This window comes from Kitasatospora sp. NPDC056731 (assembly GCF_040687675.1).
Classification (GTDB): domain Bacteria; phylum Actinomycetota; class Actinomycetes; order Streptomycetales; family Streptomycetaceae; genus Kitasatospora.
The window spans coordinates 105147-121243 of the sequence record NZ_JBFBNR010000014.1 but is presented as its reverse complement, the minus strand read 5'-3'; the positions used below and the strand labels follow the sequence as shown (position 1 = coordinate 121243).

The window sequence follows — 16097 nt, the reverse complement described above, 5'->3', positions numbered from 1 at the left end:
TGCGGCCGTGGCACAGTTCAGACTCCAGGGATCCCGGGTACTCGCCGTCGAGTTGGCCGGCGAGGCCGTCAAGGCCAGACACGGCTCGATGGTCGCCTACACCGGCCAGATGAGCTTCAAGAAGCTGACCGGCGGCGGGGACGGCCTACGCGGCATGGTCGCCCGCCGGCTCACCGGCGAGCAGATGACCGTCATGGAGGTGAAGGGCCAGGGCACCTGCTACTTCGCCGACAAGGCCACCGAGATCAACCTGGTCCGGCTGAACGGCGAGACGCTGTTCGTCGAGGCGGACAACCTGCTCTGCACGGAGGGCTCGCTGCGCACCGGCACCACCTTCACCGGACTCAACGGCATGTCCTCCGGCAACGGCCTCTTCACCACCAAGGTGGAGGGCCACGGCTGGGCCGCCGTCACCTCGAACGGGCCCGCGATCATCCTGCGGGTCGGCCAGGGCCAGCCGCTGCGGGTGGACCCGGGCGCCTACGTGGCGCACACCGGCAGCCTGCACCGCAGCCTGAAGTCGGGCGCGGGCTGGACCACGGTGATCGGCGAGGGCGGCGGCGAGGCCGTCCAGGTGGAGTTCACCGGAGAGGGCCTGGTGTACGTGCAGCCGTCGGAGAAGGTCACCATCGGGGGCGACGTCTGATGGGCTTCACGAAGATCAACGGCAAGATGGTCGAGGCCGTGGTGCTGCCCGGGCAGCGGCTGTTCAGCCAGCGCGGCGCGATGCTCGCGTACACCGGGGACGTCCGCTTCACGCCGAACATCACCGGCGGGCAGGGCGGCGTGATGTCGATGATCGGCCGCCGGGTGGCCAACGAGGACACCCCGCTGATGACCGTCGAGGGCCAGGGCCGGGTGATGTTCGGCCACGGCGGCCACCACGTGCACGTGATCGACCTGGCCGGCGACACCCTGTACGTCGAGGCGGACCGGCTGCTGGCCTTCGAGGGCACGCTGCGCCAGTCCACCATGTTCATGGGCTCGCAGGGCGGGGTGATGGGCATGGTCCGCGGCCAGGTCACCGGCCAGGGCCTGTTCACCACCCAGCTGGACGGCAAGGGCTCGGTCGCGGTGATGGCGCACGGCGGCGTCTTCGAGCTGCCGATCGTCCCGGGCCAGCCGGTGCACGTCGACCCGCAGGCGTACGTGGCGCACCGCGGCCAGGTGCAGAACAAGCTGTCCACGGCGCTGGGCTGGCGCGACATGATCGGCCGCGGCTCCGGCGAGGCCTTCCAGCTGGAGCTGTCCGGACAGGGCGCGGTGTACGTCCAGGCGAGCGAGGAGAAGCTCTGATGTCCTACCCGCCGCAGCCGCCGTACGGGCAGTCGCCGTACGACCAGCCGACCCAGCCCGGCTTCGCCGCCCCTCCCCCGCCGGGCTACGCGCCGCCGCCCGGCCAGGGCCACCCGCCCGCGCAGGGCTACCCCCAGCAGGGCGGCTACCCGCCGCCACCTCCCCCGCAGCAACCCCAACAGGCCTACGCCCAGGAGCAGTTCGGCGGCCCGCAGGCCCCGCTGCCGAACCCGCACGGCGGCTCCGGCCCGGTGGTGCACGACGCGTACAGCCTGCCGGTGAACGACAACGTCAACCCGTACGCCTACTCGGTCGACCTGAACGGCTCGTACTTCCTGCAGAAGGGCAAGATGGTCGCCTACTACGGCGACATCACCTTCAAGGGCGTCGGCGCCGGCATGCTGGACCGGGTGATCGGCCAGCACTTCAACTCGCCGATGCACGCGGCGGACTGGGTCGTCGCCCAGGGCCGCGGCAAGCTGCTGCTGGCCGACCGGGCCTTCGACCTCAACTCCTACGACCTGGACGACGGCAACCTGACCGTCCGCTCGGGCAACCTGCTGGCCTTCGACCCGTCGCTGCGGCTCAAGCAGTCGATCATCCCGGGCTTCCTGACCCTGATCGGCACCGGGAAGTTCGTCGCCGCCTCCAACGGGCCGGTGCACTTCGTCGAGCCGCCGATCCGGGTGGACCCGCAGGCGCTGGTCGGCTGGGCGGACTGCCCGGCGCCGTGCCACCACTACGACCACGACTACATGCACGGGCTGATCGGCGGCATCCGGCGGCTGACCGGGCTGGGCGGGGCCTCCGGCGAGGAGCACCAGTTCGAGTTCATCGGCGCCGGCCAGGTGCTGCTGCAGTCCAGCGAGAAGCTGATGGCCGAGCGGTCGGTGGGCCAGGTGGACGCCGAGGCGGGCGTGCCGGTGGGCGGGGTGCCGTCCCAGCCGGCGGCGTCGGGCCACGGCGGGGGCAACCTCAACGTGCCGGGTCTCGGCAATCTGGGCGATCTGGGGCGACGTTTCGGCCTGTAAACTTGTACAATATTGAACTAAATAGGGTATGCTGAGCCCATGGATACGCACACGATCAACACTGCGGACACCCCTCCGTCGCAGCCCGAGGAGGAGACTCCCTGGCTGACCGCCAGGGAGCAGCGGATGTGGCGCGCCCATCTGGAGGTCGCCAAGCTGCTGGAGTACCAGCTCAGCCGCGAACTCCAGCCACACAACCTGGCGATCAACGACTACGAGATCCTGGTCGTGCTCTCCGAGGCCCCCGACCGCCGGATGCGGATGACCGACCTCGCCACCGCCACCCTCCAGTCCAAGAGCCGGCTCTCGCACCAGATCACCCGGATGGAGAACGCCGGCCTGGTGCTGCGCCAGGAGTGTCCCGGCGACCGCCGCGGCCTCTACGCCCACCTCACCGAGCACGGCTGGGACACCATGCAGCGGGTCGCCCCCGACCACGTGCGCAGCGTCCGGGCCCACTTCATCGACCGCTTCACCCAGGAGCAGCTCGACGCCATGTACGAGGCACTCGCCCCGGTCGCCGAACACCTGCGCGGCCTCCGCGGCCGCGCCTGACGCACCGCCGCCCCCCAGCACACCAGGGCCGGCCCCACCGGGGGCCGGCCCTGCGCCGTCCTCAGCCGCGGGTGAGGCCGGCCACGAGTTCGTCGGCCGCGCCGTACGGGTCCAGTTCGCCCGCCACCACCCGCTCGGCCAGGCCGGCCAGGTGGCGGTCCCCGCGCAGGTCGCCGATCCGGGTGCGCAGTTCGGCCAGCGCGATCGCCTCGATCTCGTCGGAGGCCCGGCGGCGGCGGCGCGCCGCCAGTTCGCCGTGCTCCTCCAGCCAGGCGCGGTGCTTCTCCAGCGCCTCGACCAGCTCGTCGACGCCCTCGCCGCGGGCGGCGACGGTCTTGACGATCGGCGGGCGCCAGTCCCCCGCCCCGCGGGCCTCGCCGAGGCCGAGCATGTGGTTGAGCTCGCGCGCGGTGGCGTCGGCGCCGTCCCGGTCGGCCTTGTTGACCACGAAGACGTCGCCGATCTCCAGGATCCCGGCCTTGGCGGCCTGGATGCCGTCGCCCATGCCGGGGGCGAGCAGCACCACGGTGGTGTCGGCCTGGGCGGCGATCTCCACCTCGGACTGGCCCACCCCGACGGTCTCGACCAGGATCACGTCGCAGCCGGCCGCGTCCAGCACCCGCAGGGCCTGCGGGGCCGTCCAGGACAGCCCGCCGAGGTGGCCGCGGGTGGCCATCGAGCGGATGAACACCTCGGGGTCGGTGGCGTGGTCCTGCATCCGGACCCGGTCGCCGAGCAGCGCGCCGCCGGAGAACGGCGAGGACGGGTCGACGGCCAGCACCCCGACCCGCTTGCCGAGCCGCCGGTAGGCGGAGACCAGCGCCGAGGTGGAGGTGGACTTGCCGACCCCGGGCGAGCCGGTCAGGCCCACCGTGTAGGCCTGCCCGGTGTACGGCGCGAGCGCGGCCATCGCCTCGCGCAGTTGCGGGGCGGCGTTCTCGACCAGCGTGATCAGCCGGGCGACCGCCCGCGGCCGGCCCGCCCGGGCCTGTTCGACCAGCGTGGCGACATCGATCATCGGGAGCTCCTAGCGCGGATGCCTTCGGGGCTGCGGCGCCGCGCGTGGCGGTCCGCAGCCCCGAAGGCATGTCAGCTGATCAGGCCTTCGGGCTGGCGTCCTTGGGGACGCGCACGATCAGGGCGTCGCCCTGGCCGCCGCCGCCGCACAGCGCGGCCGCGCCGACCCCGCCGCCGCGCCGCTGGAGCTCCAGCGCCAGGTGCAGCACCACGCGGGCGCCGGACATCCCGATCGGGTGGCCGAGCGCGATCGCGCCGCCGTTGACGTTGACGATGTCCGAGGAGACGCCCAGGTCCTTGGTCGACTGGTGGGCGACGGCCGCGAACGCCTCGTTGATCTCGATCAGGTCGAGGTCGGAGACCTCCAGGCCCTCCTTGGCCAGCGCGTGCCTGATCGCGTTGGACGGCTGCGACTGCAGCGAGTTGTCCGGGCCCGCCACGTTGCCGTGCGCGCCGATCTCGGCGATCCAGCTCAGGCCCAGCTCCTCGGCCTTGGCCTTGCTCATCACGACCACCGCGGCGGCGCCGTCGGAGATCTGCGAGGAGGTGCCGGCCGTGATCGTGCCGTCCTTGGCGAACGCCGGACGCAGCTTGGCCAGGCCCTCGACGGTGGTGTCCGCGCGGATGCCCTCGTCCTGGCCGAACAGCACCGGCTCGCCCTTGCGCTGCGGGATCGGGACGGGGGTGATCTCGGCGTCGAAGACGCCGTCGGCCTGCGCCTTGGCGGCCCGCTGGTGGGAGGCCGCGGCGATCTCGTCCTGCACCTCGCGGGCGATGCCCAGCCGGGTGTTGTGCTTCTCGGTGGACTCGCCCATCGGGATGTTCTCGTAGGCGTCGGTGAGGCCGTCGTGGGCCATCGAGTCGAGCATCCCGATCGCGCCGTACTTGTAGCCCTCGCGGGACTTCGGCAGCAGGTGCGGGGCGTTGGTCATCGACTCCTGGCCGCCGGCCACCACGACGTCGAACTCACCGGCCCGGATCAGCTGGTCGGCCAGCGCGATGGCGTCCAGGCCGGAGAGGCAGACCTTGTTGATGGTGAGCGCCGGGACGCTCATCGGGATGCCGGCCCGGACGGCGGCCTGGCGGGCCGGGATCTGGCCGGCGCCGGCCTGCAGCACCTGGCCCATGATCACGTACTGGACCTGCTCACCCGTGATGCCGGCCCGCTCCAGCGCGGCCTTGATCGCGAAGCCGCCGAGGTCGGCACCGGAGAAGCCCTTGAGGGAACCGAGCAGGCGACCCATCGGGGTCCGCGCACCGGCAACGATCACAGAGGTGGTGTTGGTCATGGGACGAGCCCCTTCGCACGTCGTGGCCAGGTGAGGATGCGCTCAATGTACTGACCTGTTACCCGCCCGTCACCGGAGCGACGGTGTGATCGAGCGCACTGGCACCTTCCAGTCAACACCGTGTCAACGCGGCCCGGGTGAACCCCGGCGCCTGCCCCGGGTGAGCCCCCGGCGTGCGGCCCGGGGCAACCCCCGGCGTGTGAGCAGACTCGCACGTCCGGCGCTGGCGCCGGTCAGCAGCGATGCGCTGCACTGGTGCCACCTGGTTCCCGAGGTACCCAACCCGCCCCCGGAGGTCGCCGTGCTGACCCGTATCGACCACATCGGCATCGCCTGCCGCGACCTCGACAAGACGGTCGAGTTCTACCGCGCCACCTACGGCTTCGAGGTGTTCCACACCGAGGTCAACGAGGAGCAGGGCGTCCGCGAGGCCATGCTCAAGATCAACGACACCGGCGACGGCGGCGCCTCCTACCTCCAGCTGCTGGAGCCCACCCGGCCCGACTCGACCGTCGCCAAGTGGCTGGAGAAGAACGGCGAGGGCGTGCACCACATCGCCTTCGGCACCGCCGACGTGGACGGCGACGCCGAGGCCGTCCGGGCCAAGGGCGTGCGGGTCCTCTACGACCAGCCCCGGATCGGCTCGATGGGTTCGCGGATCACCTTCCTGCACCCCAAGGACTGCGGCGGCGTCCTGACCGAGCTGGTCACCTCCGCCGAACCGGGCCTCCACGACGCCCACTGACCCCCGCCAGGTGCCGCCCACGACCGGGCGGCACCCCCGAATCACCGGTCATGACCCGTCAGTAACCTCGTCCGACAGCCGGAAAACCACCACGCGGCCATTCCCCCGCAGTGCGCTCCCACTACAATGCCCAGGTGCGCGAAGGCTCCGGGGGACGGAGGCGACGGGCACGGCCGATGACAGGCCCGTCCGCCCAGCGGTGGCCGGCCCGTCGCAGGGGAGTCCACAACGCGGGCACGGCTGAACAGTCGCAACACTGATCTGTCACCATTCTCCACAAGGCAAGAGTTCGCCCAGGAGTCCACCCGGACGGGGGAACGCGGCATCACCGCGCTTCCACGCCCAGGGCTCCGACGACCGCGGCGGGCGGCCCCGGCTTGACCGGCGGGCCGTCCACCGGCTGCGGATGCAAGGAGCCAGTCGGACCAGTACCCGGACAACGGGTGCCCTGGACCGGCCGGGTCGAGGACGCGACCAGGAGATGGATGGGACCGCGGAGTGCGGGGCAACGACCGCTACGAGGTTGACGATCACCTCTCCCAGTTCGAGGCCGAGATGGGTCGGACTCGAAAGGAGCGGGACAAGGCAGCCGAGCATGCCGAGGACCTCGCCTACCAGGTGGAGGTGCTCCGGGCCAAGCTGCACGAATCCCGCCGCATGCTCGCCCAACCGCGCGCCTTCGACGCCGTCTCCGGCCAGGCCGAGCAGATGCTCCGCACTGCCGAGATGCAGGCCCAGCAGCTGCGCGCCGACGCCGAACGCCAGCTGCGCGACTCCCAGGCCGCCACCCAGCGGATCATGGCCGAGGCCGCCGAGCGCACCGCCCGACTGGAGGCCGAGCTCACCGCCCGCCGCCGCCAGCTGGAGGACGAGCTCACCGAGCTGCGCCGCACCGCCGAGCAGCACGTCAACGGCTGGGCCGAGCAGACCAGGACCGGCTCCGAGCAGGAGGCCCAGCGCCTGCTCCAGGACGCCCGCGCCGAGGCCGAGCGCATGGTCGCCGCCGCCCGCGCCGAGGCCGTCGCGCTCTCCGACCAGGCCCGCGCCCAGACCGCCGCCGACGTCGACGCCGCCCGCGGGGAAGCCCATGCCGCCGCCGAGGCCGCCATCCAGCGGGCCCAGAGCGACGCCGAGCGCCTGCTGCGCGCCGCCTCCGAGCACGCCCAGCAGGCCGGCGCCCAGGCCGCCGCCGACGTGGACGCCGCCCGCGGCGAGGCCCAGCAGCAGCTGGCCGCCGCGCACGCCGCCGCCGAGCAGCAGCTCGCCGTCGCGAAGGGCGAGATCGGCCGGCTCAAGGAGCAGGCCTCCGCCGAGCAGATCCGGGCCGAGCAGCAGCTCGCCCACGCCCAGGCCGAGATAGAGCGGCTGCGTGCCGAGGCGATCGCCGAGGCCGAACGCACCCGCCGCGAGTCCGCCGAGCTGCGGGCCCAGGCCGAACAGGCCGCCGAACAGCTCCAGGCCGACGCCGAGGCCGCCGCCGAACGCAAGGCCGCCGACGGCGAGGCCGCCAACGAGCAGCGCTCGCAGACCGCCCGTGCCGAGGTCGCCCGGATGGTCGCCCACGCCACCAAGGAGGCCGAGGCGATCCGCGCCGAGGCCACCACCAGGCAGGCCGAGGCGGAGGCCGCCAAGGCCGCCGCCGCCGAGGAGAGCGAACGGCTGCGGGCCACCGCCGAATCGGTGGCCGGCGAGCTGCGCGCCGAGGCCGAGGCCGCGATCGCCGAACTGCGCGCCCAGGCCGACCGGGACGTCGCCGAACTACGCGCCCACGCCGAGGCCGAGGCCCAGCGGCTGCGCCACGCGGCCGAGGAGGAGGGCCGGGCGACCGGCGCCAAGGACGCCACCGTCCACCTCGCCAAGGCCGCCAAGACCGCCGAGGAGGTGCTCGGCCAGGCCAACCAGGACGCCGAGACCGCCCGCACCGAGGCCGCCACCGAGGCCGAGCGGATCCGCACCGAGGCCGCCGCCGAGGCGCAGCGCCTGCGCGAGCAGGCCCAGGCCGCCGTCGAGCAGGCCCAGAACGCCGCCCTCGACGACGCCGCCGCGATCCGCGAGCGGATCGAGCAGATGCAGGACGAGGCGGCCCGGCTGCGGGCCGAGGCCGAGGAGCTGCGCGCCCAGGCCGCCGCCGAGGCCGACCGGGTACGCGGCGAGGCCCGCCGCCAGGCCGTCGTACAGATCGAGGAGTCGGCGAAGAACGCCGAGGAACTGCTCACCAGGGCCAAGACCGACGCCGACGAGCTGCGCGCGGGCGCCGCCGGGGAGATCGAGCGGCTGCGCGCGCAGGCCCAGGAACAGGCCGCCGAGACCCAGGGCCGGGCCGAGCAGACCCTCGCCCGGGCCCGCACCGAGGCCGAGAAGACCACCACCGCCGCCGAGCAGCAGGGCCAGGACGCCCTCGCCGCCGCCAAGGCCGCGGCCGCCGAGAACCGCGCCGCCGCCGAACGCGAGACCGCCGAACTCCGCCGGGACGCGACCGAGTTCGACCAGCGAGTCCGGGCCGAGGCGAACGCCGCCGCGACCGCCCTCGGCACCGATGCGCAGGCCGAGGCGAACGCCGTCCGGGACGCCGCGGTGGCCGACGCCGAGCGCGTCCGCACCGAGGCCGACGCCGAGGCCGCCCGTACCCGCAGCGAGGCCGAGACCACCGCGAACGCGCTGCGCGAGGAGAGCCGGCGCGAGCACGAGGAGGCCGCCGCCGGGCTGCACCGCGAACGCGAGGAGACCGCCGAGCAGCTGGCCGCCGCCCAGGCCGCCCACGAGCAGGCCGAGCAGACCGCGACCGAGCTGCGGGCCCTCGCCGACCGCGAGAGCGCCGAACTGCGCGAGCTCGCCGACCGCGAGACCACCGAACAGCGCACCGCCGCCGAGGCGTACGCCGCCGACGTCCGGGCCAAGGCCGAACAGGCCGCCACCGAACTCACCGAACGCACCGCCACCGAGACCGCCGAACAGCGCGAGGCGACCGAACAGCACGTCACCGAACTGCGCGCCCTCGCCGAACGCGAGACCACCGAGCTGCGCGAACTCGCCGAACGCGAGACCACCGAGCTGCGCGAACTCGCCGAACGCGAGACCACCGAACAGCGCGAGCTCGCCGAGCGGGAGAGCGCCGAACAGCGCACCGCCGCCGAGGCGTACGCCGCCGACGTCCGGGCCAAGGCCGAACAGGCCGCCACCGAACTCACCGAACGCACCACCGCCGAGACGACCGAACAGCGCGAGGCGACCGAACAGCACGTCACCGAACTGCGCGCCCTCGCCGAACGCGAGACCACCGAACAGCGCGAGGCGACCGAGCAGCACGTCGCCGCCCAGCGCGCCGAAGCCGAGGAACTGCTGGAGGGCGCCCGGAGCGCCGCCGAGCAGCGCCGGGCCGAGGCCGCCCGGGACGCCAAGGCCGTGCGGGAGAAGGCCGCCGCCGAGCTGGCGTTCGCCGCCGAGCAGGCCGAGACGGTCCGCGCCGAGGCCGGCCGCGAGCTGTCCGAGGCCCGCGCCACCGCCGACGGCATCCGGGCCGAGGCCACCGCCGTCCTGGAGCAGGCCCGGGTCGACGGCGAGGAGCTGGTCGCCGCCGCCGGCGTCGAGGGCGCCGCCCTGGTCGAGGCCGCCGAGGAGGAGGCCGCCGAGGTCCGCCAGTCGGTGGCCGGCATGCACGAGGCCGCCGCCGAGCAGATCGCCGAGCGGAAGGCCGCCGCCGAGCGGGAGGCCGCCGAGGTCCGCGACCGGGCCGAGCAGGCCGCCGCCGAACTGCGCGAGCTGGCCGAGCGCGAGACCGCCGAGCAGCGGGCCCTCGCCGACGCCGAGACCACCGCCCTGCGCGAACTCGCCGACGCCGAGACCTCCGAGCAGCGGGCCCTCGCCGACCACGAGACCACCGAACTGCGCGCCCGCACCGACGCCGAGACCACCGCCCTGCGCGAGCTGACCGACCGCGAGCTGGCCGCCGAACGCGAGGCCCACGAGGCCGAGTTGGGCCATCAGCGCGCCGAGGCCCAGGCCTACGACGAGCACCTGCGAGCGGAGGCCGACGCCGTACTGCACGCGGCCCGGGAGGGCGCCGGACAGCTGCGCGCGGACGCCGAGGCCCAGGCCGTCCGGACGATGGCCGCCGCCGACGAGCGCTCGGCCGGCCTGGTCGCCGACGCCGAGGAGCTGGCCGCCGCCCTGCGCGCCGAGGCCGAGGAGTACGCGCTCGCCACCCGCACCCTCGCCGACGAGTACGACGCCGCCGCCCACGGCCGCGCCGACGCGTACGACGCGGAGACCCGGGAGGCCGCCGAGCAGTTCGACAAGGCCACCCGCGATCAGGCCAACTCCGTCCTGGAGAAGGCCTTCGCGGACGCCGAGTCGCTCGGCGAGGACGCCCAGACCACCGCACTGGCCACCACCGCCGCCGCCGAGGAGCAGGCGGACGCGATGGTCGCCGCCGCCCGCAAGGAGGCCGACCGACTGGTCGCCGCCGGCGAGGCGGCCGGCCAGGCCGAGGTGGAGAAGGGCCGGTCCGACGCCGACACGCTGCTCGCCGAGGCCCGCCGGGACTCCACCGCGATCCGCGAGCGCGCCGAGGAGTTGCGCGAGCGCACCGACGCCGAGGTGGAGGCGCTGCACGAGCGCGCCCGCAAGGAGAACGCGGCGGCCATGAAGTCGGCCGGCGAGCGGGTCGACGCCCTGGTGACGGCCGCTCAGGAGCAGCTGACCGAGGCCGAGGAGCAGGCGGTGGCCACCGTCGCCGAGGCCGAGGACCGGGCGGCGGCCCTGGTCGCGGCCGCCGAGGACCGCGCGGGCGAGCTCACCTCGGAGGCGTCCGCGGAGGCCAGCAAGGTCCGGATCTCGGCCGTCCGCAAGGCCGAGGGGCTGCTGAAGGAGGCGGAGACCAAGCTCTCCGACTCCACCAGCCGCGCCGAGGCGCTGATCGTCAAGGCCGAGGCCAAGCTCCAGTCGGCCGAGGCCGAGTCCGAGGAGCGGCTGGAGAACGCCGCCACCGAGGCGGAGAAGCGGCTGCGGGACGCCGACCGCAGCGCCGACGAGCAGGTCGAGCTGGCGAAGGCGGAGGCCGAACGGCTGCTCGCCGAGGCGCAGGCCGAGGCGAAGCGGGTCACCGACGAGGGCCGGCGCGAGCTGGACGAGCTGGTACGGCGGCGCAAGGACATCAACACCGAGATCTCCAGGGTGCAGGACGTGCTGTCCGCGCTGGAGGCGTTCGAGGCACCGGCACCGGTCGCCCAGACCAACGGGGGAAGCAGCACCAAGAAGGACGGGGGTGCCAAGGCGGGTGCCGGAATTGGTTCCCCCCGGTCGGGTGGCAATCGCTCCAAGAACGCACCACCCGATTGAGCGGACATTGTCCGCGGGACGACGGCATCTCGCCGTCGACACTCCGGTACCGTGTCAGGATTCCCTCAACCACCTCAGCGGTTTGACGACAGGAAGCCCAGAACCCCATGAGCGACAGTCACTCCCCTCACGGCTTCGACCTGGTGCGCCGTGGGTACGAGCGCGCCCAGGTCGACGAGCGGATCACCAAGCTGGTGGCCGACCGTGACAGTGCCCTGATCCGGATCAGCGCGCTCGAGAAGCGCATCGAGGAGCTCCACCTGGAGACCCAGACCGCGCAGGCGGCGGTCACCGAGGCGGAGCCCTCGTACGCCGGTCTCGGCGCCCGGGTCGAGAAGATCCTGCGACTGGCCGAGGAGGAGGCCAAGGACCTGCGCGACGAGGCGCACCGCGCCTCCGAGCAGCACCGCGAGCTCGCCGAGGCCGCTGCCCAGCAGGTCCGCACCGAGGCCGAGAACTACGCCAAGGACCGCAAGGCCAAGGCGGAGGACGAGGGTCTGCGGATCGTCGACAAGGCCAAGAGCGACAGCGCCCAGCTGCGCGCCGAGGCCAACAAGGACGCCCAGAACAAGCGCGAGGAGGCGGACGCCCTCTTCGAGGAGACCCGCACCAAGGCCGCCCAGGCCGCGCTGGAGTTCGAGACCAACCTGGCCAAGCGCCGCGAGCAGTCCGAGCGTGACCTGGCCGCCCGTCAGGCCAAGGCCGAGAAGCGCCTGGCCGAGATCGAGCACCGGGCCGAGCAGCTGCGCCTGGAGGCCGAGAAGCTGCGCACCGACGCCGAGCGCCGCGCCCGCCAGACCGTCGAGACGGCGCAGCGCCAGTCCGAGGACATCGTGGCGGACGCCAACGCCAAGGCCGACCGGATCCGCAGCGAGTCCGAGCGCGAGCTGGCGGCGCTCACCAACCGCCGCGACAGCATCAACGCCCAGCTGACCAACGTCCGCGAGATGCTGGCGACGCTGACCGGCGCGGCCGTGGCCGCCGCCTCGCTGCCGGGCGACGACACCATGGGCGTGCCCGCCCAGCAGTCGCGCTGACGCCGCCGCCGGGCGCCGGCGCCCGGCGGTACGTGCGCAACGGACGGCACGTGCGGAACAGCAGACGGGCCCTCACCCACCCGGGTGAGGGCCTGCCGTCTTTCCACTGTCATCATCTCGGGTGACCTGGGTGAGCGGGCGTCACCTGGGGTAGGCCCCGTCGGGCCGCTGGTACCCGCTGCTGAGCTGGTTGCCCTCGTCGTCGGAGACGGTGCCGAACCACGAGGTGCACCAGACCGACACCGAGTCCGGCCAGTACTGCACCTCGAACGGGTGGCCGGAGCCGTGGTCGCCGTACGAGGTGACGATGAAGGTCTCGCCGGGGCGCAGCCAGTAGTCCTCGCCGAGCGGTTCCAGGGTCAGTTCGACCAGGCCCTCGCCGCGGTTGGTCACGGGCATCCGGCCGGTCACCTCCAGCGCCGAGAAGTCCCAGCCGGTCGCTTCCTCCCTCATCCGGCCGCCGCCCGGGCCAGCAGGTCGCGGACGGCGGTGTTGAACGCCTCCGGCGCCTCCAGGGCGCTCAGATGGCCCGCCCCGGGGATGACGGTCAGTTCGGCGTCCGGCCGGGCCCGGAGCATCGGTTCGGCCTCCTCCGGCGCCACCAGGCCGTCCTGCGCGCCCGCGACGACGGCGGTGGGCACCCGCAGCCCGGCCAGCACGTCCAGCACGTCCGGCCGGGCCGCCATGGCCCGCTGGGCCCAGGCGACGGCGGCCGGCGACGCGGCGGCGACCAGCGACCGCACCCGCTCCACCAGGTGCCGCGCGTCCGGCCCGAGCTGCCCGGCGGCGACCTCCTCGTCGAGCAGCAGTTGGACGCTGCCCCGGGCGGTGACGGCGGCCGCGATCCGCTCCCGGTTGGCCCGGACGGCGTCGGTGTCGGCGGTGGCGCGGGTGCTGGCCAACAGCAGTCCGGCCAGCCGGTCCGGGTGGCGGCGGGCGAAGGCCAGCGCCACGTAGCCGCCCATGGAGAGACCGCCGACCACCGCGCGTTCGATCCCGGCCGCGTCCAGCAGCAGGGCGAGGTCGTCGGCGACCAGGTCCAGCGAGGGTTCGTCGGTCCCCAGCTCGGTGCCGCCGAAGCCGCGCTGGTCCGGGGCGAGCACCCGGGCCTCGTCGCCGGTCAGACCGGGCAGCGCGTCCAGTTGGGCGGACCACATCGAGGCGTTCAACGGAAAGGCGTGCAGCAGTACGAGGGGTGTTCCGGTGCCGCTCTCGCGGACGGACACTGCGGAGGGGGGCTGGGTCATGGGCCCACCGTATTCCGGCACGCCCGGCGGGCCCACTCAGCGGGCCGCGATATCCGCTTTGTCCTAGCCTTACAAAGGCTAAGGGAGCGCGAATGATCGAGTTGCACGACCTGACAAAACGTTACGGCAGGACCCTCGCGGTGGACCGGCTCAGCTTCCAGGTCCCCCAGGGCGTGGTGACTGGCTTCCTCGGACCCAACGGCGCCGGCAAGTCCACCACCATGCGCATGATCCTCGACCTCGATCGCCCCACCAGCGGCCGGGTCACCATCGACGGCAAGCGCTACGGGCAACTCAGCGAACCGCTCAAGTACATCGGCGCGCTGCTGGAGGCCAAGGCCGTCCACCCCGGCCGCACCGCCCGCGACCACCTGCTCTGGCTCGCCCAGAGCAACCGCATCCCGACCCGCCGGGTGGACGAGGTGCTCAACCTGGTGGGCCTCACCCCGGTCGCCCGCAAGCGGGCCCGCGGCTTCTCGCTCGGCATGGGCCAGCGCCTGGGCATCGCCTCCGCCCTGCTCGGCGACCCGGAGATCGTCATGTTCGACGAGCCGGTCAACGGGCTGGACCCGGAGGGCATCCTCTGGATCCGCAACCTGATGAAGCGGCTCGCCACCGAGGGCCGGACCGTCTTCGTCTCCTCCCACCTGATGAGCGAGATGGCCGTCACCGCCGACCACCTGGTGGTCATCGGCAAGGGCCGGCTGCTCGCCGACCTGCCGATGCCGGAGTTCATCCGACGCAACTCCCGCTCCGCCGTCCGGCTGCGCACCCCGCACCCCGAGCGCCTGCTCGACGCCCTGTCCGGCGCCGGGCTCCGGCCCGAGCCCGGGCCCGGCGGCTCCTACGAGGTGGTCGACGGCGACCTCGCCCGGCTCGGCGACCTGGCCGCGGCCCACGGCGTCGTCCTGCACGAACTCAGCCCGCAGCAGGCCTCGTTGGAGGAGGCGTTCATGCAGATGACGGCCGACTCGGTGGAGTACCACGCGGGCGACGGTCCGGGCCGGGACGCGGCCGGCGCACCCGGCGTCTGGGGCGCCGGCTGGAAGGCGGACGGCGCCCCGCAAACCGCGGCGGCCCGGCAGGAGGAGAACTGAGATGACGTCCTTCCCGGCGATCCTGCGCTCCGAGTGGACGAAGATCCGCAGCGTCCGCTCGACGGTCTGGACGCTCGCGCTGACCTTCGTCGTCACCGTCGGCATCGGCGCGCTGCTGTCCCTGCTCACCAACAACAACTTCGGCGAGTTCCGGCGGGGCGACCAGTCCGTCTTCGACGCCACCGGCACGGCCTTCTCCGGCATCATGCTCGGCGAGCTCGCCATCATCGTCTTCGGCGTGCTGGCCATCGGCAACGAGTACAGCACCGGCATGATCCGGGTCACCCTGGCCGCCGTCCCGCAGCGCGGCACCCTGCTCACCGGCAAGGCGGTGGTGCTCGGCGCGATGGCCCTGGCGGTCTCGGTGGTGACGGCCTTCGTCACCTTCTTCACCGGCCAGGCGCTGCTCGGCTCGCACTCCACCAGCCTCGACCAACCGCACGTGCTGCGCGCGGTGTTCGGCGCCGCGCTGTACCTGACGATGCTGTGCCTGTTCTCGGCCGGCGTCACCACGATGCTGCACAGCCAGACGCTGGCGCTGGGCGTACTGGTCCCGTTCTTCTTCCTGCTCTCGCCGATCCTCTCGGCGGTGCCGAAGGTCAAGACCCTGGCCCACTACTTCCCGGACTACGCGGGCTCGCGGATGCTGCTGGTGTACGAGCAGTACGGCCAGCCGTACGGGCCGTGGGCGGGCTTCGTGATCTGCCTGGCCTGGACGCTCGCCGCCCTGCTCGGCGGCGCGCTGGTGCTCAAGAACCGGGACGCCTAGGGGACGCGCAGCCGGCTCAGTACCGCGGAGCGCCGCGGCCCCGCAGGACGTTGGAGGCCCGGCGCTCCCGCGCGCCCCAGCAGGCGCGGTGCCAGTGCCGCCGGTCGTCCACGCCCGCGCCGTGCATCGGCCAGGCCACCACGTGGCCCATCCCCGGCGGGATCTCCTGGTCGCAGCCCGGGCACCGGTAGTGCCGCCCGGCCGTCCCGGCGACCGTCTGGACCACCCAGTCGTCGCCTTGGTGGCTCTCGGTGCGGCGCAGCGATCCACCGAGCGGGGAGGCCTGCTCGGCGCTCCCGCCCGGGTCGGCGCTCTTGATCCGGTTGCGGCGCGGCGACACGTCGGACTACCTCTCTTCCAGGGTTTCGGGGCCGTTCCAGCCTACGGCCGGCCACCCCTCCGGCAGGCCACTATCACGGCATCGTCCGACGCTCCCGCGTTTTTGCCGAGATCCACCCGATCTTCGACGAAATCCGGGTTTCCGCGTGCCGTTGGCACATGACATCGGATACCCACAAGGGGAACAGGCGGGGCCCGCAGACCCTGCGCGCACCCGAGGAGGCCCCACCATGACCAAGACCAGCGCCCGCGCCGAGACCCGTCGGCCCGTCGGAGTCCGGCCGCCCGCCCCCGGCCCGGTGCTGACCTCGCCCGCCCCGGTCACGGCCGCGGCGGGC

At 73.5% G+C, this 16097-nt stretch carries 14 protein-coding genes; 9 read left to right on the top strand and 5 right to left on the bottom strand.

Annotated elements, in window-relative coordinates; all coding sequences use genetic code 11:
- The first annotated feature begins 7 nt into the window (after positions 1 to 7).
- The 4 genes from AB0R04_RS17295 to AB0R04_RS17280 all read left to right on the top strand — a co-directional run bounded on the left by AB0R04_RS17295 (position 8) and on the right by AB0R04_RS17280 (position 2882).
- On the top strand, positions 8 to 646 hold the full coding sequence (locus AB0R04_RS17295; protein ID WP_079135621.1) for an AIM24 family protein: 639 nt from the start codon (positions 8 to 10) through the stop codon (positions 644 to 646).
- A complete protein-coding gene (locus tag AB0R04_RS17290; RefSeq protein WP_063347778.1) occupies positions 646 to 1296 on the top strand; it encodes an AIM24 family protein in 651 nt (216 codons plus the stop codon). The genes AB0R04_RS17295 and AB0R04_RS17290 overlap by 1 nt, the downstream gene beginning before the upstream one ends.
- 221 nt (positions 1297 to 1517) lie before the next feature.
- On the top strand, positions 1518 to 2327 hold the full coding sequence (locus tag AB0R04_RS17285) for an AIM24 family protein (RefSeq protein WP_363372053.1): 810 nt from the start codon (positions 1518 to 1520) through the stop codon (positions 2325 to 2327).
- A gap of 39 nt (positions 2328 to 2366) precedes the next feature.
- Positions 2367 to 2882, top strand: a complete 516-nt coding sequence (locus AB0R04_RS17280) for a MarR family transcriptional regulator (protein ID WP_079135623.1) — start codon at positions 2367 to 2369, stop codon at positions 2880 to 2882.
- Between the two features lie 61 nt (positions 2883 to 2943).
- On the opposite strand, the gene meaB is transcribed toward AB0R04_RS17280, so the two are convergent.
- On the bottom strand, positions 2944 to 3900 hold the full coding sequence (gene meaB / locus AB0R04_RS17275) for a methylmalonyl Co-A mutase-associated GTPase MeaB (RefSeq protein ID WP_363371930.1): 957 nt from the start codon (positions 3898 to 3900) through the stop codon (positions 2944 to 2946).
- 79 nt (positions 3901 to 3979) lie between these two features.
- Positions 3980 to 5188: an acetyl-CoA C-acetyltransferase gene (locus AB0R04_RS17270; protein WP_363371928.1), complete on the bottom strand. Its 1209-nt coding sequence runs from the start codon at positions 5186 to 5188 to the stop codon at positions 3980 to 3982.
- A gap of 301 nt (positions 5189 to 5489) precedes the next feature.
- Here AB0R04_RS17270 and mce point away from each other — a divergent pair, with 301 nt between their 5' ends.
- The 3 genes from mce (at position 5490) to AB0R04_RS17255 (ending at position 12307) form a co-directional block, all read left to right on the top strand.
- Complete coding sequence (mce, locus tag AB0R04_RS17265; protein WP_363372050.1) at positions 5490 to 5933, top strand: methylmalonyl-CoA epimerase; 444 nt, start codon at positions 5490 to 5492, stop codon at positions 5931 to 5933.
- A gap of 498 nt (positions 5934 to 6431) precedes the next feature.
- Entirely contained in the window at positions 6432 to 11270 is a 4839-nt protein-coding gene (locus tag AB0R04_RS17260) for a hypothetical protein (RefSeq protein WP_363371925.1), read from the top strand.
- Positions 11271 to 11377: 107 nt separating this feature from the next.
- On the top strand, positions 11378 to 12307 hold the full coding sequence (locus AB0R04_RS17255) for a cellulose-binding protein (protein WP_363371924.1): 930 nt from the start codon (positions 11378 to 11380) through the stop codon (positions 12305 to 12307).
- 141 nt (positions 12308 to 12448) lie between these two features.
- Here AB0R04_RS17255 and AB0R04_RS17250 read toward each other — a convergent pair whose 3' ends face one another.
- Together AB0R04_RS17250 and AB0R04_RS17245 are read right to left on the bottom strand one after the other, a co-directional pair.
- Positions 12449 to 12760: a hypothetical protein gene (locus AB0R04_RS17250; RefSeq protein WP_063347785.1), complete on the bottom strand. Its 312-nt coding sequence runs from the start codon at positions 12758 to 12760 to the stop codon at positions 12449 to 12451.
- A complete protein-coding gene (locus tag AB0R04_RS17245) occupies positions 12757 to 13554 on the bottom strand; it encodes an alpha/beta hydrolase (RefSeq protein WP_363371923.1) in 798 nt (265 codons plus the stop codon). Before AB0R04_RS17245 ends, AB0R04_RS17250 begins: the two co-directional genes overlap by 4 nt.
- A 92-nt stretch (positions 13555 to 13646) precedes the next feature.
- Here AB0R04_RS17245 and AB0R04_RS17240 point away from each other — a divergent pair, with 92 nt between their 5' ends.
- A complete protein-coding gene (locus AB0R04_RS17240) occupies positions 13647 to 14651 on the top strand; it encodes an ABC transporter ATP-binding protein (RefSeq protein ID WP_363371920.1) in 1005 nt (334 codons plus the stop codon).
- 1 nt (position 14652) lies between these two features.
- Positions 14653 to 15420, top strand: a complete 768-nt coding sequence (locus tag AB0R04_RS17235; protein WP_063347788.1) for an ABC transporter permease subunit — start codon at positions 14653 to 14655, stop codon at positions 15418 to 15420.
- Between the two features lie 16 nt (positions 15421 to 15436).
- Here AB0R04_RS17235 and AB0R04_RS17230 read toward each other — a convergent pair whose 3' ends face one another.
- Positions 15437 to 15760, bottom strand: coding sequence for an ATP/GTP-binding protein (locus AB0R04_RS17230; protein ID WP_363371918.1), 324 nt, complete (start codon positions 15758 to 15760; stop codon positions 15437 to 15439).
- Positions 15761 to 16097: the final 337 nt, after the last annotated feature.